General features: G+C 71.1%; 24 protein-coding genes. 16 read left to right on the forward strand and 8 right to left on the reverse strand.

Annotated features, from left to right (window positions below):
- Positions 1–78 precede the first annotated feature (78 nt).
- The 7 genes from JKG67_RS08715 to JKG67_RS08745 all read left to right on the forward strand — a co-directional run bounded on the left by JKG67_RS08715 (position 79) and on the right by JKG67_RS08745 (position 8,161).
- Complete coding sequence (locus JKG67_RS08715; protein ID WP_203336893.1) at positions 79–1,179, forward strand: heme/hemin ABC transporter substrate-binding protein; 1,101 nt, start codon at positions 79–81, stop codon at positions 1,177–1,179.
- Positions 1,176–2,273, forward strand: coding sequence for a FecCD family ABC transporter permease (locus JKG67_RS08720; RefSeq protein ID WP_307816483.1), 1,098 nt, complete (start codon positions 1,176–1,178; stop codon positions 2,271–2,273). Before JKG67_RS08715 ends, JKG67_RS08720 begins: the two co-directional genes overlap by 4 nt.
- Positions 2,270–3,073 (forward strand): heme ABC transporter ATP-binding protein, encoded by an 804-nt coding sequence (locus tag JKG67_RS08725; RefSeq protein WP_203336894.1) that lies wholly within the window; start codon positions 2,270–2,272, stop codon positions 3,071–3,073. Before JKG67_RS08720 ends, JKG67_RS08725 begins: the two co-directional genes overlap by 4 nt.
- A 3-nt stretch (positions 3,074–3,076) precedes the next feature.
- A complete protein-coding gene (locus tag JKG67_RS08730) occupies positions 3,077–4,204 on the forward strand; it encodes a hypothetical protein (RefSeq protein ID WP_203336895.1) in 1,128 nt (375 codons plus the stop codon).
- Between the two features lies 1 nt (position 4,205).
- Positions 4,206–5,546: a hypothetical protein gene (locus JKG67_RS08735; RefSeq protein ID WP_203336896.1), complete on the forward strand. Its 1,341-nt coding sequence runs from the start codon at positions 4,206–4,208 to the stop codon at positions 5,544–5,546.
- A 10-nt stretch (positions 5,547–5,556) separates the two neighbouring features.
- Positions 5,557–7,449, forward strand: a complete 1,893-nt coding sequence (locus JKG67_RS08740; protein ID WP_203336897.1) for an Ig-like domain repeat protein — start codon at positions 5,557–5,559, stop codon at positions 7,447–7,449.
- A gap of 64 nt (positions 7,450–7,513) precedes the next feature.
- Complete coding sequence (locus JKG67_RS08745; RefSeq protein WP_203336898.1) at positions 7,514–8,161, forward strand: biliverdin-producing heme oxygenase; 648 nt, start codon at positions 7,514–7,516, stop codon at positions 8,159–8,161.
- Here JKG67_RS08745 and JKG67_RS08750 read toward each other — a convergent pair.
- Both JKG67_RS08750 and JKG67_RS08755 read right to left on the reverse strand, forming a co-directional pair.
- Positions 8,149–8,589, reverse strand: a complete 441-nt coding sequence (locus JKG67_RS08750) for an SRPBCC family protein (RefSeq protein ID WP_203336899.1) — start codon at positions 8,587–8,589, stop codon at positions 8,149–8,151. The two genes, JKG67_RS08745 and JKG67_RS08750, sit on opposite strands and share 13 nt — an antisense overlap.
- Positions 8,590–8,611: 22 nt before the next feature.
- On the reverse strand, positions 8,612–9,283 hold the full coding sequence (locus JKG67_RS08755) for a hypothetical protein (protein ID WP_203336900.1): 672 nt from the start codon (positions 9,281–9,283) through the stop codon (positions 8,612–8,614).
- A gap of 122 nt (positions 9,284–9,405) precedes the next feature.
- Here JKG67_RS08755 and JKG67_RS08760 point away from each other — a divergent pair, with 122 nt between their 5' ends.
- The 5 genes from JKG67_RS08760 to JKG67_RS08780 all read left to right on the forward strand — a co-directional run bounded on the left by JKG67_RS08760 (position 9,406) and on the right by JKG67_RS08780 (position 15,661).
- Positions 9,406–11,073, forward strand: a complete 1,668-nt coding sequence (locus JKG67_RS08760; RefSeq protein WP_203336901.1) for a phospho-sugar mutase — start codon at positions 9,406–9,408, stop codon at positions 11,071–11,073.
- 92 nt (positions 11,074–11,165) lie between these two features.
- Positions 11,166–12,374 carry an ornithine--oxo-acid transaminase gene (gene rocD / locus JKG67_RS08765; RefSeq protein WP_203336902.1) on the forward strand — a complete coding sequence of 403 codons (1,209 nt, stop codon included), beginning with the start codon at positions 11,166–11,168 and terminating at the stop codon, positions 12,372–12,374.
- Between the two features lie 32 nt (positions 12,375–12,406).
- The gene (gene deoC / locus JKG67_RS08770) at positions 12,407–13,360 is read left to right on the forward strand and encodes a deoxyribose-phosphate aldolase (RefSeq protein ID WP_203337060.1); all 954 of its coding nucleotides are present in this window, start codon (positions 12,407–12,409) and stop codon (positions 13,358–13,360) included.
- 1 nt (position 13,361) lies between these two features.
- On the forward strand, positions 13,362–14,795 hold the full coding sequence (locus JKG67_RS08775) for an aldehyde dehydrogenase family protein (RefSeq protein WP_203336903.1): 1,434 nt from the start codon (positions 13,362–13,364) through the stop codon (positions 14,793–14,795).
- A complete protein-coding gene (locus JKG67_RS08780) occupies positions 14,792–15,661 on the forward strand; it encodes an aldehyde dehydrogenase family protein (RefSeq protein WP_203336904.1) in 870 nt (289 codons plus the stop codon). Before JKG67_RS08775 ends, JKG67_RS08780 begins: the two co-directional genes overlap by 4 nt.
- A gap of 3 nt (positions 15,662–15,664) precedes the next feature.
- Here the strand turns inward: JKG67_RS08780 and JKG67_RS08785 are convergent, their stop codons facing one another.
- The gene (locus JKG67_RS08785; RefSeq protein WP_203336905.1) at positions 15,665–15,961 is read right to left on the reverse strand and encodes a hypothetical protein; all 297 of its coding nucleotides are present in this window, start codon (positions 15,959–15,961) and stop codon (positions 15,665–15,667) included.
- 60 nt (positions 15,962–16,021) lie between these two features.
- Positions 16,022–16,522, reverse strand: a complete 501-nt coding sequence (locus JKG67_RS08790) for a hypothetical protein (RefSeq protein ID WP_203336906.1) — start codon at positions 16,520–16,522, stop codon at positions 16,022–16,024.
- Between the two features lie 84 nt (positions 16,523–16,606).
- Between JKG67_RS08790 and JKG67_RS08795 the strand changes: the two genes are divergently transcribed.
- The 3 genes from JKG67_RS08795 to JKG67_RS08805 are packed head-to-tail and all read left to right on the forward strand — an operon-like array spanning position 16,607 to position 18,722.
- On the forward strand, positions 16,607–17,719 hold the full coding sequence (locus JKG67_RS08795) for an alcohol dehydrogenase catalytic domain-containing protein (protein WP_203336907.1): 1,113 nt from the start codon (positions 16,607–16,609) through the stop codon (positions 17,717–17,719).
- Positions 17,716–18,150 carry an acyl-CoA thioesterase gene (locus tag JKG67_RS08800; RefSeq protein WP_203336908.1) on the forward strand — a complete coding sequence of 145 codons (435 nt, stop codon included), beginning with the start codon at positions 17,716–17,718 and terminating at the stop codon, positions 18,148–18,150. Before JKG67_RS08795 ends, JKG67_RS08800 begins: the two co-directional genes overlap by 4 nt.
- A complete protein-coding gene (locus JKG67_RS08805; protein WP_203336909.1) occupies positions 18,147–18,722 on the forward strand; it encodes a hypothetical protein in 576 nt (191 codons plus the stop codon). Before JKG67_RS08800 ends, JKG67_RS08805 begins: the two co-directional genes overlap by 4 nt.
- Here the strand turns inward: JKG67_RS08805 and JKG67_RS08810 are convergent.
- A complete protein-coding gene (locus JKG67_RS08810; RefSeq protein WP_203336910.1) occupies positions 18,701–19,774 on the reverse strand; it encodes an adenosine deaminase in 1,074 nt (357 codons plus the stop codon). The genes JKG67_RS08805 and JKG67_RS08810 overlap by 22 nt on opposite strands.
- 34 nt (positions 19,775–19,808) lie before the next feature.
- Between JKG67_RS08810 and JKG67_RS08815 the strand changes: the two genes are divergently transcribed.
- On the forward strand, positions 19,809–20,261 hold the full coding sequence (locus JKG67_RS08815) for a MaoC family dehydratase (protein WP_203336911.1): 453 nt from the start codon (positions 19,809–19,811) through the stop codon (positions 20,259–20,261).
- A gap of 15 nt (positions 20,262–20,276) precedes the next feature.
- Here the strand turns inward: JKG67_RS08815 and JKG67_RS08820 are convergent, their stop codons facing one another.
- The 3 genes from JKG67_RS08820 to JKG67_RS08830 are packed head-to-tail and all read right to left on the reverse strand — an operon-like array spanning position 20,277 to position 23,129.
- Positions 20,277–21,548, reverse strand: coding sequence for a thymidine phosphorylase (locus JKG67_RS08820; RefSeq protein WP_203336912.1), 1,272 nt, complete (start codon positions 21,546–21,548; stop codon positions 20,277–20,279).
- Positions 21,541–22,713, reverse strand: a complete 1,173-nt coding sequence (locus JKG67_RS08825) for a cytochrome P450 (RefSeq protein WP_203336913.1) — start codon at positions 22,711–22,713, stop codon at positions 21,541–21,543. Before JKG67_RS08825 ends, JKG67_RS08820 begins: the two co-directional genes overlap by 8 nt.
- A complete protein-coding gene (locus tag JKG67_RS08830) occupies positions 22,710–23,129 on the reverse strand; it encodes a cytidine deaminase (RefSeq protein ID WP_307816495.1) in 420 nt (139 codons plus the stop codon). Before JKG67_RS08830 ends, JKG67_RS08825 begins: the two co-directional genes overlap by 4 nt.
- Positions 23,130–23,139 lie beyond the last annotated feature (10 nt).

Below are 23,139 nucleotides of genomic sequence, written 5' to 3' on the forward strand. Positions count from 1 at the left end.
CCCCCTTTGCATGGCATCACAAAGTATGGTTAGGCTACCCTTGCACAGGTAACCCTTACCTAACTTCATGGGGATGATATGCGGGGAACACGACTGGTCGGACTGATCGCGGCCGCTGCGACAGTGCTGGCGACCGCCGGTTGCGAGGTCGGGCACTCCGACGTGGGCCACGACACGGCCTCCCCCGCCGCCATCCCGGCGATCGCCGACGTCTCCCCCGCCGCCGACCCGCGCGGCCACCATGGTGTGGTGCAGGTGGCCCTGCCCGAAGTCACCATCGACCCGGTGATCGACGACCCGACACCTGACCTCCCGACCAACGTGGTGGACCACCAGGGCACCGAGGTCGTCGTCGAGGACGTCTCCCGGATCCTCGCCCTGGACATCTACGGCACCCTGGCGCACACCGTCTTCGAACTCGGCCTGGGTCACCAGGTGGTGGGCCGCGACGTCTCCACCCAGTTCCCCCAGGCCGCCGACCTGCCGCTGGTCACTCAGAACGGCCACGAACTCAACGCCGAGGCGATCCTGGACCTGGACCCCACCCTGGTGATCACCGACACCTCCCTCGGCCCGTGGCAGGTGGTCGAGCAACTGCGCGACGCAGGAGTCACCGTCGTGGTGGTCGACCCCGAGCGCAGCATCGACAATCTCGCCGCACTGACCCAGCAGGTCGCCGACGCGCTCGGGCTGCCGGAAGTGGGCCGTGAGCTCGGTGACCGGATCCAGGCCCAGGCCGACGCCGTCCGCGCCGACATCGAGGCGGTCGCCCCCACCGACGACCGTGCCCGGCTCCGGGCGGTCTTCCTCTATGTCCGCGGGTCGGCCGGGGTGTACTACATGTTCGGGGAGGGCTCGGGTGCCCAGGGCCTGCTGCAGGCGGTCGGCGCGTACGACGTGGCCGCCGAGATCGGCTGGGCCGGGATGCGTCCGATCACCGACGAGGGCCTGGTCCATGCCCAACCGGACGTGATCGTGATGATGACCGGCGGCCTCGACTCGGTCGGCGGCATCGACGGGCTGATCGACCGGTTCCCTGCCATCGCGCAGACGCCCGCCGGCGAACAGCAGCGGGTGGTCGCGATGCCTGACACCCAGATCCTCAGCTTCGGGCCGCGTGCGGCCGAGGTCCTCAACGCGCTGGCTGTGGCGTTGTACGCACCCGAGGAGCTGTCGTGACCCAGACGCACCTCCAGGCGCCTCCGGCACGGACCAGTCGACCCACGCCGCCAGTCACCCCGGAGCGACGCACCGTCGCTCTCTTCGTCGCCCTCAGCATGGCGTTGGTGGTGGCCAGCATCGTCGCCGCCGGCTCCGGCCAGCTCCCGGTCCCGTTCGTCGAGGTGGTCGGCTCGGTGCTGCACCGGTTCGGCATCGACCTCGGTCCGCTGCCCAGTCACCCTCGCGGCGAGGCGACGCTGTGGAGCATCCGCTTCCCCCGGGTGGGGATGGCGATCCTCGTCGGCGCCTCGCTGGCGGTCGCCGGAGCCCTGATGCAGGGGGTATTCGGGAACCCGCTGGCCGAGCCGAGCGTGGTCGGCGTCTCGGCCGGCGCCGCGGTCGCGGCGGCCGCCGCGATCGTCTTCGGCCTCACCTTCGCCGGGGCCTGGACGGTGGCAGCCTGCGCGTTCATCGGCGGCCTCGTCACCACCTTCGTGGTCTATGCGCTCTCCCGCGCCGATGGGCGGACCGAGGTGGTGACGTTGGTGCTGACCGGGATCGCGGTCAATGCGGTCGCCGGAGCCCTGCTGGCGTTGCTGCTCTTCCTCGGTGACACCCAGGCCCGCGAGCAGATCGTCTTCTGGCAACTGGGCAGCCTCAACGGCAGCCGTGGCGCCTACCTGCTGGTGGTCGCCCCGCTGGCCGCCGCCGGCCTGGTGGCCGCCATCGCCTTCTCCCGGCGCCTCGACCTGCTGGCGTTGGGAGACCGCCCCGCCCGCCACCTGGGGCTGCACGTCGAGCGCTTCCGGATGCTGACCATCGTGGCGGTCGCGCTGCTGACCGCCGCCGCGGTCAGCTTCTGCGGGATCGTCGCCTTCGTCGGCCTGATCGTGCCGCACCTGGTCCGGATGGTCACCGGCCCGGGGCATCGGGTGCTGATCCCCGCCTGCATGCTGGCCGGCGCCCTGCTCCTGGTGTGCGCCGATCTGGTGGCCCGAACCGCGGTCGCCTACGCCGACCTGCCGCTGGGCATGCTGACCTCGCTGGTCGGTGGCCCGCTCTTCTTCTGGCTGCTGCGCCGGGCTCGTCGTACCGCCGGAGGATGGGCATGAGGCGACCCGCGCTGCGCGCCCGGGGGGTGAGCGTCCGGATCGGGGCGGCCACCCTCCTCGACTCCGTCTCCCTCGACGTACACGCGGGCGAACTCGTCGCGCTCGTCGGCCCGAACGGAGCCGGCAAATCGACGCTGCTGTCGGTGCTGACCGGGGATCTGACACCCTTCTCGGGCACGGTCGACGTACACGGCCGTCCGGTGACCGAGTGGACGCTCGGCGAGCTCGCCCGGGAACGAGCAGTGCTGACCCAGGAACACCGGGTCGCCTTCCCGTTCCCCGTCGGCGACGTGGTGCGGATGGGACGCAACCCGTGGCGCGGCACTCCTGCCGAGGACCTCGACGACCTCGAGGTGGCGGCCGCCATGCACGACTGCGAGGTGACCCACCTGGCGCAGCGGCGACTGCCCACCTGCTCGGGAGGCGAGAAGGCCCGCACCGCACTCGCCCGGGTGCTGGCCCAGCGAACCGGGATCCTGCTGCTCGACGAACCGACCGCCGCCCTGGACCTGGGGCACAGCGAGACGGTGCTGGCCAGGGTGCGTGCGCGGGTGGACGCCGGGGCGGCCGGCGTGATCGTCGTGCACGACCTCAACCTCGCCGCCGCCTGGGCCGACCGGGTGGTCCTCCTGGATCGCGGCCAGACCGTGGCCGACGGCGGGATCGACGAGGTACTGACCAGCGACCTGCTCTCCCGGGTCTACGAGCATCCGGTGGAGGTGCTACGGCACCCGGTGACCGGCGGGCTGCTGGTGCTCCCGGACCGGATCACCGCCGCGCGCCAACGACTGGAGGTCTGAACAGTGACTCGCCGACTCTGTGCCACCCTGCTCGCGGCCCTGCTGGGCTGCGCGTGTGTGGTGATCGTGACCACCCCGGCCCAGGCGGCCGCCCGCGTCACCGTCGTGAACGACCGTGGCGGTGCGGCCGCCGACGTCACGTATCGGACCGCGCTGACCGTGTCGGGGACCGGGTTCCACGCGGTGCAGGGTGGTTTCGGGGGGCTCTACGTCGCCTTCGGTTGGGTACGCCGCTCCGGCTGGCAGCCCTCGTCCGGCGGGATCAGCGGCAGCGACTACAAGTACGTGCCCGACAGTGAGAGCGGGGACAACCAGGGCTACCTGAGGTTCGTCGCCTTCCCGGGCAGTTCCACCGCCGACGACGCACATGCGGTGATGAGCCGGAACGGCGCCTGGTCGGTCGAGCTGACCGTGCCCGGACCCGTCTTCTCCAGCGTCGACCGGGACGGCCAGGTGAGCACCGTGGACTGCCGCGAGGTGACCTGCGGGGTGATCACCATCGGCGCGCACGGTGTCAAGAACGCCGCCAACGAGACCTTCACCCCGGTCCGCTTCGGCAACGTCTACAAGGTCGAGGACCAGCAGCCCGGCACCCCCGCGCAGCCCAGCACCCCCGCGCAGCCCAGCAGCCCGGCATCGCCCGGCACTCCGACCGCCGAACCCCCGGCGCCGGTCGGCGAGAACGACGACGAACCAGTCGAAGCGGAGGAGGTCGTCGACGACTCGGAGGTCGACGAAGCCAACGCCACCGTGTCCGTCGACCGGGCCACCGCCGCCCAGGGCCAGGTGTTGGCCTTCACCGGCTCCGGCTTCACCCCCGGCGAGATGGTGCTGGCACTGCTCGACGACGGTCTCGCCGCCGTCGGCCCACTGCCGGCCGGCGAGCACGGCGACGTGGCCGGGCTGATTCAGCTTCCGGTCGGCATCGGGCCGGGCACCCACGAGCTGAGGCTGCTGGGGGCTGCGTCGGGCGAGCGGCCCAGCGAACGGTTCGCGATCCGCGCCGTGGCCACCGGGCCCGACCCCCGGCGCGCGCAGCCGCCGACGATCTTCGTCGCGGCCTCGGGGTTGGTGCTCGCCCTGGCGCTGGCCCGACTGCTGTGGGTGCTCCGCCGACGGAGAGTGCCCTGAGATGCGTCGTACCGCCCTCGCCGTCGTCGCGGCGCTCGCGCTGAGTCCTGCTGCGTTCGCCACCGAGGTGGATCCGGAGATCCCCGAGGTCCCCGAGTCCGCATTCGAGGTGACGGACGCGTCGCTGCGCTGGGGGATCAACAACGAGTCCCAGAACCAGGCCTTCGCCCCCGGCACGTTCAACTTCCTCTCCGCTGGGATGGTCCCCGACCCGCGTGTCGGCGGCAGCACCGTGGTGGCCAGCGGCGACCACGGGGTGTGGCGCAGCACCGGGGCACGCGCCTGGTGGGCCGAGGTCGGGAACGTCCGCATCGAGAAGTTGCAATCCGACGGCCACAGCACCGCGCTGGCCACCTTCGCGGGGCTGAGCACCCGTCCCGACGGAACCCCAATCGGCGGGCCGACCAGCAACGGCTTCAGTGGCCACGACGTGGTGCTTCGCGGCGGCACCGGGCAGGTGGACCCGGAGACCGGCACCGCCGAGATCGGCTGGGAGGGCTCCTGGTCGGTTCTCTACTACTCGGGGATGTCGTTCTTCACCGTCACCGATCCCGAGCTCGTCGTCACCCGCGACGCGGCCGAGTTGACCGCCGTGGTCGCCGGCTACGCCGCCTCGATGGACGACCCGACCGCCTGGCAGCCGGTGGCCGGGCGTCGGGTGAGGCTGGCCGACCTGCCTCGGAACTCGATCGATCTGGACGCGGAGCTCGGCTTCGCCGTCACTCCGACCTACCGTGGTGTCGAGTACGACGCACCGGGCGCCGGGCAGGTGCGCAGCGGTGCCGACTGGGGCGCGTTCCCGTCCTCGTTCGTGGATCAGCTGACTCGGCTGGGCAGCGGCGGCTACTGGTACAGCACCGGCAGCTCGGTGGATCGCTTCAAGGTTCCGTTGCCGCTGACCGTGAGCTATGCCGCCGGAGACCCGATCACACCGGACCGCCCCGTCGGCTCCGCACCCGTCGAGACACCGCCGACACCCACGGCACCGCCACCGCCCGCCCCGAGCAGCGACCCCGCGCCCCAGACCCCCGTGCCCCAGACCCCCGTGCCCCAGACCCACCCGCCTGAGCCCGAGACCCCCGAGGCTGTGCCCGCCACTCCCGGGCCACCCAACCCCGCCACCGGTCCACCGGCGTCCGTGCCGCCTCCCGCAGCAGCACCTCCGGCGGCCGAGGCAACCGCGCCGGCGATCCGCCTGATGCCGGTGGCCACCGTCCACGGTCTGGCCGCCGACACACCGGCCCCGCCGTCCTGGCAGTGGCCGATCGGGGCAGCGGCACTGCTCACGGCTGGGCTGCTGACGACCGCCACCCGACGACTCACCCGCCCCACCCAGAGATGAAGGAAACACGATGAGACCGACACCACCGCGGCGGTTCGCCGCCGGACTGACCGCCCTGACCATGGCCGCCGCCGGCCTGGCGTCGATGCCGACCCCGGCCGCCGCGGCCACCGCCGACGTCACCGACGTCACCTTGGTCTGGGGCATCAACGGCTACAGCCAGCAGGGCATCTTCGGGCCCTGGACCTACCACGACCTCACCGGCCACACCGAGCAACTGGTCGGCTCGGTCAGCGGCGGCACCCAGACGGAGTACCTGGTCGAACCGTTCCCGGCCACCTCGATGTCGGTCTCGAACCCCCAGAAGACGCCGAACGCCATCAAGTTCACCGCCGGCGAAGGCGAGCTCGACCCCGACACCGGCGAGGGCACCATCGGCTGGGACGGCTCGTACACGATCAATGCCTACCCGGCCGGGTTCGGCGCCCCGGACGAGATCTATGCCGATCCGGAGTTGCAGATCAACGCCGACGGGTCCGGTGAGCTCACCATGGACCTCACTTTGGGTGAGGGCGTCGACATGGCCGGCGAGCCGGTGCCGGCCCAGCCGTTCGGTCGGCTGCCGGTGGTCACCTTCTCCCCCGGCGCCATCGACAGCTCCGAGGGCAGGCTGCGGATCACCCCCGACTATGCCGGCGTCGAGGTGGACGGACTCACCACCGAGCAGGCACGGAACTGCACCGGCGACGATGTCTGGGGCGCCTGGCCGGAGGCCTTCGTGAGCGCCGTCGCCGAGACTGCGATCGCGCCGCACTTCTACTCCACCGGCTGCGGCGGCCTGCAGAACAACAAGCCCGCCCTGCCCGTCGACATCCACCTGCCGACGACCGAGGCGTCGGCACCGGCCATCGAGGTGTCACAGGTCGAGTTCTCCACCGTGGGCAGCGTCGAGGTCACCGTCACCGGCTCCGGCTTCGACCCCAGCCTGGTGATGGCCACCCGGCCGCCTCTGTCGGGAAGCTCCGGTGGCGTGTACGTCGTCTTCGGCAGGTTCGCCGACCAGTGGCGCCCGTCCACCGGCGCCACCGGCAGCGCCCGGGTCAACAGCGACCAGAAGTGGGCCGTGCTGGCCGGCGACATGAGCACCGTGGGCGGCAGCAACGCCGGCGCCGTTGAACTCACCCCCGACGGCACCTTCACCGCGGTCCTCACCGTTGACAAGGACGCCGTCGACGCCGTGGCCGACGCCCACGCGAACGCCGAGAACCTGGTCAACTACGGCATCTTCACCTACCCCGGCGGCGGCGCCGTCAACGCCGAGTACGAACACCACACCCCGGTCACCTTCATCGAGCCGGAGCCGGCCACCCCGACGCTGACCCTCACCGTGCCCGGCGCGCGCGCCGGTGACCGACCCACCGCCCAGGTCACCCTCAGCAGCGACGTGACCCCCACCGGCCAGGTCACCTGGTCGTTGGACGGTGAACCGCTCGGCAGCACAGCCGTCGCCGCGGGGCGCGCGCAGGTGACCCTGCCGCGGCTCGCCGGCGGCCGGCACACCCTCGAGGCGACCTACTCGGGGGACGACGCCCATGCGAGCGCGACGGCAGCGGGTACGTTCACTGTGGCCAGGGCGAGCGCGAAGGCGTCGGGCAAGGTGGCCCCGAAGCAGGTGCGGGTCCAGACCCGCAAGGCTGCGGCGGCAGCCCGACCGAAGGCGCGCCGCGTGGTCCTCGACACCCGCACCAGCACCGGCTTCGGCCTGGACCGCAAGGTCGCCGTCGTGGTGCGTCGCGGCGGGAAGGTCGTGTTCCGGCTGCAGAAGAAGGTCAACGCGGCCGGTCGGCTCGCCTTCCGGCTCCCGCCGCGGGTCAGCGGCGGTGCCCACCGGATCGTCGTCAGGTACCCCGGCGACACCCACCACGCCGCCTGGCGGACCGCGGCCGGCTTCCGAGCCCGCTGACATGCCCCGGTCCGGCCGGATGCCCAGCATCCGGCCGGGCCACCCACCACCCTCAGGAGATTCCATGACAGCCCTCAGTGCCCCCGAGGCGCCCCTCTCCGTCGCGATGCGCGACGGCTCCGCGGCCGAGCACGATGCCGCTGAGACCTCCCGCTTCCTCGCCGCCCTGTTGGCCGGCGACGTCAACGAGCAGGGCTACGCCGACTACCTGCTGCGGCTCCGTCCGGTCTACGCCGCCCTGGAGGAACTCGCCCTCCGGCTGGTCGACCATCCCGCGGTGGCCGCGGTCGCCGACCCGGCCCTGAACCGGCTGGCCGCGATCGACGCGGATCTCGCGCACTGGGCGCCCGACGCCGAACCCGCCGACAGCGCCGCCAGTGCGGCGTACGTGTCCCGAGTGCTGGCCTGCGAGGAGTGGCCACCGCTCTTCGTCGCGCACCACTACACCCGCTACCTGGGGGATCTCTCCGGCGGGCAGGCCATCGGCCGGATCCTGGATCGAAGCTTCGGCCTCGGCGGGGCCGGGTTGGCGTTCTACGACTTCCCCGAGATCGCTAGGCCGAAGCCGTACAAGGATCGCTACCGTGCCGCCCTCGACGCCCTGGAGGTGACTCCCCGGGCGCGCGTCGTCGAGGAGGTGCAGGTGGCCTTCCGCTGCAACCGGGCGATCTTCGACGAGCTCGCGGCGCAACTGCCTCGCTACGCCCGCTGACCCACCCGGCTACGTAGGCCCTCGATCCCGCCGGCCAGCATCCGGTCGTGGTTCCACACCAGGACCGGACGGAGCAGTCGGGAGGCGGCCGACAGGAGGGGGCTGGCGACCTCGACCTCCTGCTCGAAGAGCAACCTGGTGCCCCCCGTCTCGGCGACGAGGCGCCAGCGGACCTCACCGATCAGATCCCCGGTCAGGTCACTCTCCAGCACGTCCGGGTCCCGCCGGGTGGCCGTCAGCGTCAGGTCCAGGGTGTAGGGCAGCGCCGAGCGGCAGAGCACCCGGGCGCGGTCGTCATCGATCTTGGCGACAGCGCGGACCTGGGGCCACCAGCTGGGGTAGTGCTGCAGATCGAGGAGGACGGCGTGCACCCGTTCTGCCGGGGCCGGCAGCAGCCAGCTCCCGGAGAACGAGTACGACGCGGTCACTCCCCCATCATGCCCGGCCGGGCTACTCCTTGAAGACCACGAAGGTGAACCCCATGTTCGCCGGATCGCCGTCGGCGTTGAAGCAGTACACGCGCAGCTTCCCAGCGGCCGGAGTTGCCGTGCAGTGCCGGTTCCGGTGCGTCGTGAGCTGCCAGCCGGGGTTGGCAAACACCGTGATCGAGGTCGGTGTCACCTGGAAGGCGGCGCCGCCGGTCAGGGTGGCCCCCGGAACGGTCACGTCGTACACGCCGGTGCCGGTGCTCTGCACGGTGACGTTGCCGCCGACCCGGTTGAAGCTGGTGGAGGCGGTCAGCACGCCGGCTGGCGGAGTGAATGCCTGACCAGCAGCCAGCGCGACACCGTCGACCTTCCCGGCCAACTTGCTGCCGGTGACCGCGCCGTTGGCGAGCTTCGCAGTGCTGACCGCACCGTTGGCGATCTTCCCCGTCGTCACAGCACCGCCGGCGATCTTGCCCGCCTTCACGGCGTTCTTCTTGATCTTGGGCGTGGTGACTGCACCCTTCTGGATGTCGCTGGTCTTGACGGTGAGGTGGTTGGCTGCGACCGGAGCCATGTTCACAGCTGCCATCGCCACCACCAACCCGCCGGCCACCATGGCCAGGCGCCGCCGGGCTCGCCGACGCTCCTGGCCCACCACCTCGGTGAGGCGTTCTTCGAACTCGTGCGTCTCCATGACTTCCTCCTGGTTCACGAGCCCCTGGGTCGAGGGCCTCGTCGATGGGGTGAGTCAACGCCTGCGGTGTTCAGGTGAGGTTCAGGTCACGTTCGGGTCGATGCCGGGGCTACCGTGGCGCCATGACCGACTTGCTGCAGCAGGCCCGTGAGTGGCTGATGACGGATCCGGACCCGATGACCCGCGCCGAGTTGTCCACCCTGGTCGCCGATGTCGAGGCCGGCGGCGACTCCCGCGAACTCGCCGACCGGTTCGCAGGCACCCTGCAGTTCGGTACCGCGGGCCTGCGGGGTGCGCTCGGCGCCGGACCGAACCGGATGAACCGCGTGGTGGTCGGTCGGGCGGCGGCCGGACTCGTCGCCCACCTGCAGGCCACCTCGGTGACCCCCGGAGCGCCCGTTGTGATCGGGTACGACGCCCGACACAACTCTGACATCTTCGCCCACGACACCGCCGAGATCGTCGCAGGCGCTGGTTTCCGGGCGCTGCTGCTGCCCAGGCCGCTGCCCACCCCCGTGGTTGCCTTCGCGATCCTGCACCTGGGGTGTGCCGCCGGAGTGATGGTGACCGCGAGCCACAACCCGCCGGCGGACAACGGCTACAAGGTCTATCTGGGGGACGGCTGCCAGATCGTGTCTCCTGCCGACGCCGAGATCGCCGCTCAGATCGCGGCCGTCGGCGACCTGGCGTCGGTGCCCCGGGGCACCGACATCGAGGTCCTCGGCGAGGAGATCCTCGACGCCTACCTGGCCTCGGTCGGGCGCGTGGTGGGGGACGGAGACCAGGCGACGCGCGCAGACCTGTCGGTGGTCTACACGGCCCTGCACGGCGTCGGGGACAGTGTGATCGGTCGTGCCCTGGTCGAGGCGGGGTTCTCCGCGCCGCACAGCGTGGCGGCCCAGGCCGCCCCGGACCCGGAGTTCCCGACCGTGGCCTTCCCCAATCCCGAGGAGCCGGGCGCCATGGACCTGGCGATGGCGGTCGCCGAGGACGTGGGCGCCGACGTCGTGGTCGCCAACGACCCTGACGCCGACCGGTGTGCGGTCGCCGTGCCGGGCCCCGGCGGGTGGCAGATGCTGCGTGGCGATGAGGTGGGGGCACTGCTGGCCGCGCATCTGCTCGGCGAGGGTCGGGCGGGGGTGTACGCGACCTCGATCGTCTCCTCCTCCCTGCTCCAGGCGATGGCCTCGCGCCACGGTCAGGAGTACGCCGAGACCCTCACCGGCTTCAAGTGGATCGGTCGGATCGACGGCCTGGTCTTCGGCTATGAGGAAGCCCTCGGCTACTGCGTGGACCCGGTGCACGTGAAGGACAAGGACGGGGTCTCCGCAGCCCTGCTGATCTGCGAGATCGCGGCCCGGGCCAAGGCGCAGGGTCGGACCCTGGTCGATCTGCTCGATGACATCGCAGTCGCCCACGGCCTCTACGCCACCGATCAACTCTCGGTGAGGGTGGATGACCCCCTCCAGATCGCCGCTGCGATGCAGCGGCTGCGACTGGCAGCCCCCGGCTCGCTGGGTGGCTTCGCCGTGACCTCGGTCGACGACCTCGGGGACGGGTCCGCCACGCTGCCGCCCACCACCGGACTGAGGTACACCCTGGATCAGGGTGCCCGGGTGGTGGTTCGCCCGTCGGGGACCGAGCCGAAACTCAAGGCCTACCTCGAGGTGCGCGTGCCCGTCGAGGCCGACCAGCCCGACCCCGGAGTGGCCGTCGGTGCAGCCCGGATCGCTGCGGCCGGGCGACTCGACGCCATCCGCGACGACCTGCGGGCAGCCCTGGCCCTCTGATTCCCGTGCATTGCGCACCTCCCACGCCCATTTCGGGTGCGGAAGGTACGGGAATCGCGTGGTTCCAACCATCCGGGGTGCAGGATGCAGTCATGAGCATCGAGTCCAGCGCCGAGTACATCCGCCTCGAGGAGCAGTTCGCCGCGCACAACTACCATCCGTTGCCAGTGGTCGTGGAGAGCGCTGAGGGCGCCTGGGTCACCGACGTGGAGGGCAAACGCTACCTGGACGCGCTGGCCGGCTACTCGGCCCTGAACTTCGGACATCGACACCCCACCCTGATCGCGGCGGCCAAGGAGCAGTTGGACAAGGTCACCCTGACCAGCCGCGCCTTCCACACCGACCAGCTCGGCCCGTTCTGTGAGGCACTCGCGCGTCTGGTCGGCAAGGAGATGGTGCTGCCGATGAACACCGGCGCCGAGGCGGTCGAGTCGGCCCTCAAGGTCAGCCGCAAGTGGGGGTACGACGTCAAGGGCGTCGCCGAGGGCCGGGCCCGGATCGCGGTGATGGCAGGCAACTTCCACGGCCGCACCACCACCATCGTCGGCTTCTCCGACGACCCGGGCGCCAGGGCCGGGTTCGGCCCGTTCACGCCCGGCTTCGACAGGGTCGCGTACGGCGATCTCGAGGCGCTCGCGGACACGCTCACCGACGACCACGTGGCCGTGCTGTTGGAGCCGATCCAGGGTGAGTCCGGGGTGCTGATCCCGCCGCCCGGCTACCTGGCCGCAGTGCGCGACCTCTGCACCTCCCGCGGGGTGCTGATGATCGCCGACGAGATCCAGTCCGGGCTCGGGCGCACCGGCACCACCCTCGCCTGCCAGCACGAAGGCGTCGAAGCGGACATCTACACGCTCGGGAAGGCCCTCGGCGGAGGCATCGTGCCCGTCTCGGCGGTGGCCGCGGACCGTGAGGTGCTCGGCGTACTCACCCCGGGGACCCATGGCTCCACCTTCGGCGGCAACCCGCTGGCGGCGGCCGTCGGGCATGCGGTGGTCGACCTGTTGGCCACCGGCGAGTTCCAGCAGCGCGCCACCCAGCTCGGGGCCCGACTCGCGGCCGGCGTGGAGCCGCTGATCGGGAAGGGCCTGGATGCGGTACGGATCCGCGGGCTCTGGGCCGGACTGGACATCGACCCCACGCTGATGTCGGGGCGGGCGGCCTGCTCCGCACTGGCCGACAAGGGGGTGCTGGCCAAGGACACCCACGGCTCCACGATCCGTCTCGCGCCGCCGCTGGTGGTGACCGAGGACGACATCGACCACCTGGTCGAGCAACTGACCTCGGTGCTGCACGGCTGACCCGCCGACTCACCTATGCTGGATCGGTGACGATGACTGCTGGCCTCAACGATGCGGCCGCCTCGGAGTCCTCGCTGCGTCAGTTCCTGCACGGACTGCCGGGCGTGGACCAGGTGGGCGCCGACCAACGAGCGGCCTCCCTGGCCACCCGCTCGATCAAGACCTCCGCCAAGGAGTTCGCGATCGACCTGGCGATCAGGATGGTGGACCTGACCACGCTGGAGGGCCAGGACACCGCAGGCAAGGTCCGGGCGCTGGCGTCCAAGGCGATCCATCCGGACCCGGCCGATCCGAGTTGCCCGTCCGTGGCCGCGGTCTGCGTCTACCCCGACATGGTCGCCACCGCCAGGGAGGTCCTCGGTGACCGGCCGATCAACGTGGCGTCGGTCGCCACCGCGTTCCCCTCGGGCAGGGCGGCGCTGGATATCAAACTCGCCGACACCACCGACGCGGTCGAAGCGGGTGCCGACGAGATCGACATGGTGATCGACCGGGGCGCCTTCCTCACCGGCCGCTATCAGCAGGTGTACGACGAGATCGTCGCGGTCAAGGAGGCGTGCCGCCGCGCGGACGGCAGCCGTGCGCACCTGAAGGTCATCTTCGAGACCGGCGAGCTTCAGACCTACGACAACGTACGCCGGGCGTCCTGGCTGGCGATGCTGGCCGGCGCCGACTTCATCAAGACCTCGACGGGCAAGGTGCAGCCGGCCGCCACGTTGCCGGTGACGATGGTGATGTTGGAGGCGGTCCGCGACTTCCGCGACGCTGGCGGCGCGATGGTCGGTGTCAAGCCGGCCGGCGGCATCCGGACCACCAAGGACGCGATCAAGTACCTGGTCGTGGTCAACGAGGTGGCCGGGCCCGACTGGCTCGATCCCGACTGGTTCAGGTTCGGCGCCTCCACGTTGCTCAACGACCTGCTGATGCAGCGCACCAAGCTGCGTACCGGCCGCTACTCCGGTCCCGACTACTTCACCTTGGACTGACATGACTGCGAAATTCGACTACGCGCCGGCTCCGGAGTCCCGGGACATCCTCGATCTCGCCCCGTCGTACGGCCTGTTCATCAACGGCGAGTTCACCGACGGCTCCGGCACCGCCTTCAAGACGGTGAACCCGGCCACCGAGGAGGTGCTGGCCGAGGTCGCCGAGGCCAATGCCGCCGACGTGGACGCCGCTGTGAAGGCGGCCCGCAAGGCCTTCCGGACCTGGTCGCGGATGCCCGGCACGGAGCGGGCCAAGTACCTGTTCCGCATCGCCCGGATCATCCAGGAACGCTCCCGCGAGCTCGCGGTCTGCGAGTCCTTGGACAACGGCAAGCCGATCAAGGAGTCCCGCGACGTCGACGTGCCGATAGTGGCCGCGCACTTCTTCTACCACGCCGGCTGGGCGGACAAGCTGGCCTACGCGGTGCCCGGTAGACCGGATCCGCAGCCGCTCGGCGTGGCCGGTCAGGTGATCCCGTGGAACTTCCCGCTGCTGATGCTGGCCTGGAAGGTCGCCCCGGCCCTGGCCTGCGGCAACACCGTGGTGCTCAAGCCGGCCGAGACGACCCCGCTGACCGCGTTGCTGTTCGCCGAGATCTGCCAGCAGGCCGACCTGCCTCCGGGCGTGGTGAACATCGTCACCGGCGCCGGCACCACCGGGCAGGCCGTGGTCGCCCATCCGGATGTGGACAAGGTGGCCTTCACCGGCTCCACCGACGTCGGCAAGATGATCGCCCGGGCGGTGGCCGGCACCGACAAGCGGGTCACCCTGGAGCTGGGCGGCAAGGCCGCCAACGTGGTCTTCGACGACGCGCCACTGGACCAGGCGGTCGAGGGCGTGGTCAACGGCATCTTCTTCAACCAGGGCCACGTCTGCTGCGCCGGCTCCCGACTGCTCCTCCAGGAGTCGGTGGCCGAGGAGTTCCTGGCCCGGCTGAAGCGCCGGATGGGCACCCTGCGGGTCGGCGACCCGCTGGACAAGAACACCGATATCGGGGCGATCAACTCGGCCGAGCAGCTGGCCCGGATCACCGACCTGGCTGCCACCGGCGAGGCCGAGGGCGCCGGCCGCTGGTCGCCGGAGTGTGACCTGCCCAGCCAGGGGTTCTGGTTCCCGCCGACGCTCTTCACGAACGTCTCGCAGGCGCACCGGATCGCCCGGGAGGAGATCTTCGGGCCGGTGCTCAGCGTGCTCACCTTCCGGACCCCGGCCGAGGCCGTCGAGAAGGCCAACAACACCCCGTACGGCCTCTCCGCCGGCGTGTGGACGGACAAGGGCTCGCGGATCCTCTGGATGGCCGAGCGGCTCCGCGCCGGCGTGGTGTGGGCGAACACGTTCAACAAGTTCGACCCGGCCAGCCCGTTCGGTGGGTACCGGGAGTCGGGGTATGGCCGCGAAGGTGGCCGCCACGGGTTGGAGGGGTACCTCAAATGAGCAGGATCGACGTGCGCAAGACCCACAAGCTCTTCATCGGCGGCGCGTTCCCACGGTCGGAGTCAGGGCACTCCTACCCGGTGCACGACGCGAAGGGGGCGTTCGTGGCCAACGCCGCACTGGCCTCACGCAAGGACGCCCGGGACGCGGTCGCCGCAGCCCGGAAGGCGTTCGGGGGGTGGGCCGGACGGACGGCGTACAACCGCGGCCAGGTGGTCTATCGCATCGCGGAGGTGATGGAGGACCGCAAGCCCCAGTTCGTCGACGCGGTGACGATGAGCGAGGGCGTCGGGAAGGCGGTGGCCGGACGGACCGTGGACGCGGCCATCGACCGACTGGTCTGGTACGCCGGGTGGGCGGACAAGTACGCCCAGGTCGTCGGTGGCGGCAACCCCGTGTCGGGACCGTTCTTCAACCTCTCCTCGCCGGAACCGACCGGGGTGGTGGCGGTGCTCGCGCCGCAGGGTTCGAGCCTGCTCGGCCTGGTCAGCGTGGTGGCCCCGGTGATCGTCACCGGCAACACCTGCGTGGTCGCCGCGTCCGCCGACCGGCCACTGCCGGCGGTGACGGTGGCCGAGGTGCTCGCCACCTCCGACGTCCCCGGTGGCGTGGTGAACATCCTCACCGGCTCCCTGGATCGGACCGCCCCCACACTGGCCAGCCACATGGACGTCAACGCCGTCGACCTGGTCGGGCTGGCCGGTGACCCGCAGACTGCTGCGGCACTGGAGGAGGCCGCCGCCGACAATCTGAAGCGGGTACGGCGTGCACCTGCCGCCGAACCGGACTGGACGCAGGAGCCCGGGTTGGACTCCCTGACCGCGTTCACCGAGACGAAGACGGTCTGGCACCCGATCGGGATCTGAGGTTCACTGCGACTCGGGTGACCCCGCCCCCTTGCCGCGCGTGTTCAGGAAGAACAAGGTCACCACGACGGCGATGATGGCGAGTTGCACGACGATCGCCCGAGGGCTGGGGCTGCTGAGCGCCGAGAGGACACTGTCCAGCGCACTGCCGTCAGCAACGCGGGCTGCGGCGTTGGCGACTCTCTCCACGACGAGCACCAGCAGCCGCAACAGCAAGAACACGCCGATGACGGTCAAGACCCACTTGACAGCCTCCTCGAGCACAGTCGACCCCTGCTTGCCGCTGCCCTGATCGCCCACTCTGTCAATGTAGCAAGGTCGGCAGCAGTCGTTGGCTGGCACCCGATCGGGATCTGAGGTTCACGGCTCCCAGTCGACGACCGCCTGCGCGACCGCGTCTGCGTGTTCGGCGAGCACCGCCTGATCAGCGTCATCGCGACGTTCGCTGAGGGTCACCACCACCCAGCCGCTGGCCCGAGGGACGGCACGTAGGTCGCGGGCGGTGACCAGCGTCGGCTGATGCGTGTCGTCGATGGCGATGCTGTCGCAACGGTCCTCCCCCGCACACGCCGCACCGAGCTCCTCGGCGACCCGCGCCTTCGGGTCGTCGTCGGCCGCCGCGCTGTGCAGGTGCACGGTGAGCAGCACTGGTTCGACGCTGCTGGTCATGAAGCAGATGGTCTCGACCTCGGGGCGGAGCCGATGCTCGCTCGGACCCGGCGAGAGGGACCAGGCCTCGACGATGTCGTCGGGCACCAGGTCGCACAGGTCCGGCCACTCCTCGAGCGCGACCGCGTCCACCCCGGAGCAGGCCGAGGTGGCCAGCGCGAGCGCGGCCAGCCCGCCGATCAGGCGTCTCATGGCACGGAGTCTGCCACCCCACCGTGCCCTGGGTCCTCGCAATCGCCAGGGGGACTAGGGTCGGCCGTGACCAGGAGGTGTGGGATGAGGATCCGGGGTGCGGTGCTCGAGGAGATCGGCCGGCCGGGGCCGTGGGCGGAGACCCGCCCGATCACGGTCGGGGAGTTGGAGTTGGACCCACCGGGGCCGGGCGAGTTGCTGGTCCGGATCGAGGCCGCCAGCCTGTGCCATTCCGACCTGTCGGTGGTCAACGGCAGCCGGGTCCGGCCGGTGCCGATGCTGCTGGGGCACGAGTCCGCCGGGCGGGTGCTGGAGACGGGTGCCGGGGTCGCCGACGTCTCCCCCGGCCAGCGGGTGGTGATGACGTTCCTTCCCCGCTGTGGCGACTGTCCCGGCTGCCGGACCGACGGCCGGCTGCCCTGTCAGCCCGGCTCCCAGGCCAACAACGCCGGCAGCCTGCTCAGCGGCGTGCGTCGGCTGCACCGCAGCGGCGACGAGGTGCACCACCATCTCGGCGTCTCGGGGTTCGCTACGCACGCCGTCGTGGATCGACGCTCGGTGGTGCCGGTCGACGAGGACGTCCCCGCTGACGTCGCCGCGATCCTCGGCTGCGCCGTCCTCACCGGCGGTGGGGCGGTGCTCAACGCCGGGCGCCCGGCACCGGGCGACGACGTGCTGGTGGTGGGGCTGGGCGGGGTCGGCCTGGCCGCCGTGCTGACCGCCCTGGCCGGCGGACACCGGGTGATCGGCGTGGACTCCCTCGAGGCCAAGCTCGACCTGGCCCGGGAGCTGGGTGCCACCGAGACGTGGACCCCGGAGCAGGCGCTGGAGGCGGGGGTCCGGGCACCGGTGGTGGTGGAGGCGGCCGGCCACCCGAAGGCGTTCGAGACGGCCGTCCTGCTGACCGCTGCGGGCGGCACCACGGTGACCGCCGGGTTGCCCGCACCCGAGGCCCGGTCGTCGATCTCGCCGTTGCTGCTGACCGCCGAGGCGCGCACCATCATCGGCAGCTACCTGGGCTCGGCGGTGCCGGCCCGGGACATCCCGACGTACGTCGACCTGTGGCGCGCGGGTCGGCTGCCGGTGGAGAAGCTGATCTCCGCCCGGGTCGGCCTCGACCAGATCAACGAGGCGATGGACGCGTTGGAGTCCGGCAGTGCGCTGCGCCAGGTGATCACCATGGAGGAGGCCCGATGACCAGCAGTTCCGACTTCCCGGTGTTGTGGCCGGTGCCGACCCGGTGGGCCGACAATGACCACTACGGGCATGTCAACAATGTGGCCTACTACGCCTACTTCGACACGGCGGTGAACGCGTGGCTGATGTCGGCCACCGGCACCGACATCCGCGACCTGGGCGCTATCGGGATCGTCGCCGAGACCTCGTGCGTCTATCACCGGGAGCTCTCCTTCCCCGACCTGCTCGACGTCGGCATCTCCATCGAGCGGCTCGGCAACCGCAGCATCAGCTATGCCCTGGCGATCTTCCGGCGCGGCGAGGACGGTCACCAGTTGGCGGCCACCGGCCGGTTCGTGCACGTGTACGTCGACGCCACCTCCCGGACGCCGGTGCCGATCCCGGACGCGATCCGGGCCGCGGCCCAGGCCCTGGTGCCGGACCCGTCGTGAGTGGCCCCGGTGCCGAGCTGCCGGAGTGGCTCACCGCCGGCGGGCGGTGTCAGCAGCCGGACCGCGTCAGCTGCGGCGCCACCGTGCTGGTGGTGGCCCGGATGCTGGCCGACCCAGCGTTGTCGGCACCACTGACCCGGTCGCGGGAGGCGTTCGCTGCCGAGGTCCGGCGTACCCACCGGGAGCTCACCGGCGTGCTCGACGGCGTCGGGCTGGCCCAAATCCCGTGGCCGCGGGCGCTGGGCACTCCGCCGTGGAGCCTGGGCCGGGCGTTGACCGGGGTGCGCCGGCTGGTGCCCGCCCGTTGGGGGTCGGATTCGTTGTGGGAGTCGACCCGCGCCAGCCTCGAGGTCGGCGCCGTGGTGCCGTGGTACGTCGGCAGCCGTCGGCTCCCCCGACACGTGGTGCTGGTGGTGGCCGCGGACGGCGACTCGGTGCAGGTCTTCGAACCCGGCACCGGCCGGGTGAACCGGGTCGCCGACCGCGACGTGGCCGGGCAGCGGATGCGCGGGGCGGGCTGGCCGGTGTGCTGGTTCGGGTTGCCGCTGGCTCAGTCGGCCAGGGCGGCGTAGCCGGGCTTGATCAGGTCGTTGATCAGCGCCAGCCGGCCGTCGAAGTGCAGGAACGCGGACTTCATCGCGTTCACGGTGAACCACTGCAGGTCGGCCAGGTCGTAGTCGAACGCGTCCACCAACCGGGCCATCTCCTCGGTCATCGAGGTGCCGCTCATCAGCCGGTTGTCGGTGTTCACGGTGACCCGGAACCGCAGTTCGGTGAGCAGTCCGATCGGGTGCTCGGCGATCGAGGCGGCTGCGCCGGTCTGGATGTTGGAGGTCGGGCACATCTCCAGCGGGATCCGCTTGTCCCGGACGTAGTTGGCGAGCCTGCCCAGCCGCGCCTCCCCGTCGACGACCTCGATGTCGTCGACGATCCGGACACCGTGGCCGAGCCGGTCGGCGCCGCACCACTGCAGCGCCTCCCAGATGGACGGCAGCCCGAAGCCCTCACCGGCGTGGATGGTGAAGTGGGCATTCTGTCGCTGCAGGTACTCGAAGGCGTCCAGGTGGCGAGTGGGTGGGTAGCCGGCCTCCGCTCCCGCGATGTCGAAGCCGACCACACCGGCGTCGCGCCAGGTCACCGCGAGCTCGGCGATCTCGCGGGAGCGGGCCTGGTGCCGCATCGCGGTGAGCAGTTGCCGGACCACGATCCGACCACCGCTGGCTTCGACTCCGGCATCGAAGCCGGCCTGCACCGCCGCGACCACGTCGTCCAGGGTGAGACCGTCCTCGACGTGCAACTCCGGGGCGTACCGGATCTCGGCGTACACGACCCCGTCGGCGGCCAGGTCCTCGACACACTCGCGGGCCACCCGGCTGATCGCGTCCGCGGTCTGCATCACCGCGACCGTGTGGCTGAACGTCTCCAGGTAGCGCTCCAGGCTCCCCGAGTCGGCGGAGTCGCGGAACCAGCGCCCCAGCGCCTCGGCGCTGTCGGTGGTGGGCAGCACGTGCCCGATCGTGTCCGCGAGCTCCAGGACGGTCTGTGGCCGCAGGCCGCCGTCGAGGTGGTCGTGGAGCAGCACCTTCGGTGCCCGGCGGATCAGGTCCCTCGTCATGTCTCCCATGCGTGCATCCTCGCAGGTGCAGTACGTTTGCGACATGCGCGTTTTCACGACTTTCGAAGAGATCGAATCCTCCGCCGGCACCGAGCTCGGCTCCAGTGACTGGGTGACCATCGACCAGAAGCGGGTGAACCAGTTCGCCGACGCGACCGGTGACCACCAGTGGATCCACGTCGATGTGGAGCGGGCCAAGGAAGGGCCCTTCGGTGGGACCATCGCGCATGGCTACCTGACCCTGTCACTGGTGCCGTGGTTGGGCAGCCAGATCTTCTCGCTGCAGACGCCCGGCGCCAAGCTCAACTACGGGGTCAACAAGGTGCGCTTCCCGAACCCGGTCAAGGTCGGCCAGCGGATCCGTTTGCATGTCTCGATCGCCGCGGTGGTCGACGTCCCGGCCGGCAAGCAGTTGACGGTCAAGCACACCATCGAGATCGACGGCGAGGCCAAGCCCGCGTGCGTCGCTGAGACGGTGGTCCTGCTGCTCCCCTGAGCCGGCGCACGAGGCTCAGGCGAGTCGGTCCAGGAGCAGCGGGGTCCGCGTGTACGCCGTGCCGATGTCGTAGCCGCCCTCCAGCGCCGCCAACGCCCGGTCGAACTTCTCCGGGGTGTCGGTGAGCAGGGTGAACAGCGGCTGCCCGGCGGTGACCGGGTCGCCGGGTCGGGCATGCCAGCGGACGCCCGCGCCCGCCTGCACGGGATCCTCCTTGCGGGCCCGGCCCGCGCCCAGCCGCCAGGCCGCCAGACCGACCGCCATCGCGTCCAGTCGGGTCAGTACGCCGGAGGTCGGTGCGGTGACCACCTGCGACTCCTGCGCCACCGGCAGCGGTGCCCCCGGGTCACCTCCCTGAGCGGTGATCATCGCCCGCCAGGTGTCCATCGCGGAGCCGTCGGCGAGCCGGTCGGCCGGGTCGACGTCGTCCCGTCCGGCGGCGGCGAGCATCTCCCGGGCCAGCGTCAGCGTCAGCTCCACCACGTCCGCCGGACCGCCACCGGCCAGCACCTCGACGGACTCGTCGACCTCGATCGCGTTGCCCGCGGTGAAGCCCAGCGGGGTGTCCATGTCGGTGAGCACCGCGACGGTGCGCACCCCGGCGTCGGAGCCAAGATCCACCATCGTGCGGGCCAGTTCGCGGGCATCGTCGACCGACTTCATGAACGCGCCGACCCCGACCTTGACGTCGAGCACCAGGGCACCGGTGCCCTCGGCGATCTTCTTGCTCATGATCGAGGAGGCGATCAACGGGATCGCCTCCACCGTGCCGGTCACGTCCCGCAGCGCGTACAGCTTCCGGTCCGCCGGGGCCAGCCCGTCACCCGCCGCGCAGATCACTGCGCCGACGGACTCCAGTTGCCCGAGCATCTCGGCGTTGCTCAGCAGCGCCCGCCAGCCAGGGATGGACTCGAGCTTGTCCAGGGTGCCGCCGGTGTGTCCCAGGCCGCGACCGGAGAGTTGCGGCACCGCCACCCCGCACGCGGCCACCAGCGGGGCGAGCGGCAGGGTGATCTTGTCGCCGACCCCGCCCGTGGAGTGCTTGTCGGCGGTGGGCCTGCTCAGCATGGAGAAGTCCATCCGCTCCCCCGAGGCGATCATCGCCGCGGTCCAACGGCCGGTCTCGGGGCGGGTCATCCCGTTGAGCAGGATCGCCATCGCCAGCGCTGACATCTGTTCGTCGGCCACCTCGCCGCGGGTGTAGGCATCGATCACCCAGTCGATCTGGGAGTCGGTGAGCACCTGACCGTCCCGTTTGGCGAGGATCACCTCGACCGCGTCATGCATGACTGTTCACCCTCACTCGGTGGTAGCCGCGGAGCACGAAGGTGCCGCGACTCTCTGGCTCGCCGGCCAACCGCAACCCGGGCCGCTGCTGCCACAGCAGCGCCATCGACTCGATCATCTCCATCCTCGCCAGTGGTGCGCCGAGGCAGAAGTGCAGCCCGGCACCGAAGGCCAGGTGCGGGTTCGGATCCCGGGTGACGTCGAAGGAGTCGGGGTCGTCGAAGACCGCTGGGTCCCGGTTGGCGGCACCAAGCAGCGCGGCCACCCTCTGGCCGGCCTCGATGCTCACGTCGCCGATCTGGACCGTCTCGGTCGCGGTGCGTTCGAAGAGCTGCAGGGCGGAGTCGAAGCGAAGCATCTCCTCCACGCAGGCGTCGATGCGCGCCAGATCCGGTGCCAGGCCGCGGCTCAGCATCGCCACATGCCCGTTGCCGAAGACGTTCACGCTGGCCTCGTGGCCGGCGTTGAGCAGCAGCACCGCGGAGGCGACCACTTCGTCCTCGGTGAGCGGGTCGTCGCTCTGGCCGGCCAGCGTGGAGACCGCGACCAGGTCCGAGACCAGGTCGTCGCGAGGCTCGGCGGCGCGTGCCTTCGCCAACTCCCTGATCGCCCCGGCGAACTCACCCGCCGCGGCCACCGCAGCGTCGACCACGGTCGGGGACGGGTCGATCTCGTACATCCGCACGATCGCCTGCGACCAGTCCCGCAGCATCGGCACCAGCGCCTCATCGACACCGAGCAGGTCGGCGATCACCAGCACCGGCAGCGGCTCGGCGTACTCGGCGATCAGGTCGAACTCGTCCCCGGCCTCGGCCAGCAACCCTGCGGCGATCTCACGGACCCGCGGTCGCAGCCGCTCGACGTGGCCCCGGTTGAAGGCGCCGGCGACCCTTCTGCGGAGCCGGGTGTGCGCGGGCGGTTCGTTCTCCATCATCTGGTTGCGGTGCAGCAGGTTGAACGGCTCCAGGTAGGCGGCCGGCTCCCGGTCGGTCCACAACCGGCCGAGCCGCCGGTCCCGGAGCACCGCCGAGGCGCTGGCGTGGTCGAAGGTCAGCCAGCGGCCGGTGCCCTGATGCCAGGCGATCGGGTGCCGCTTCCGCTCGGCCGCCAGTGCCGGGTAGGGGTCGTCCACGATGGCTGACAGGTCGATGTCGGTGGTCCTCACCCGCGGCCCTTCGGTTCGTCGACGCGGTCAAGATCGGCGGGTCCGAAAGCGTCCGGCAGCACCTCGGCCATCGAACGGACCCCGGAGACGGTGAGCAACGTCAGGTCGGCGCCGCCGTGCTCGAAGAGCAGTTGCCGGCACCGGCCGCAGGGCATCAGCAGGTCGCCCAGCCCGTCCACGCAGACGAAGTGGGTGAGCCGGCCACCGCCGCTGGCGTGCAACGCCGAGACCAGGCCGCACTCGGCGCACAGCCCGACCCCGTAGGAGGCGTTCTCGACGTTGCAGCCGACGACGGTGCGTCCGTCGTCGACGCGGGCGGCCGCCCCGACCGGGAAGTTCGAGTACGGCGCGTAGGCGCGGCGCATCACTGCACGTGCCGCCTCGACCAACTCCGGCCACGGGGCCTCGGTGGGGATCGTCGCTGCC

It is taken from the genome of Nocardioides limicola, from assembly GCF_016827675.1.
In the GTDB taxonomy this organism is placed as follows: domain Bacteria; phylum Actinomycetota; class Actinomycetes; order Propionibacteriales; family Nocardioidaceae; genus Nocardioides; species Nocardioides limicola.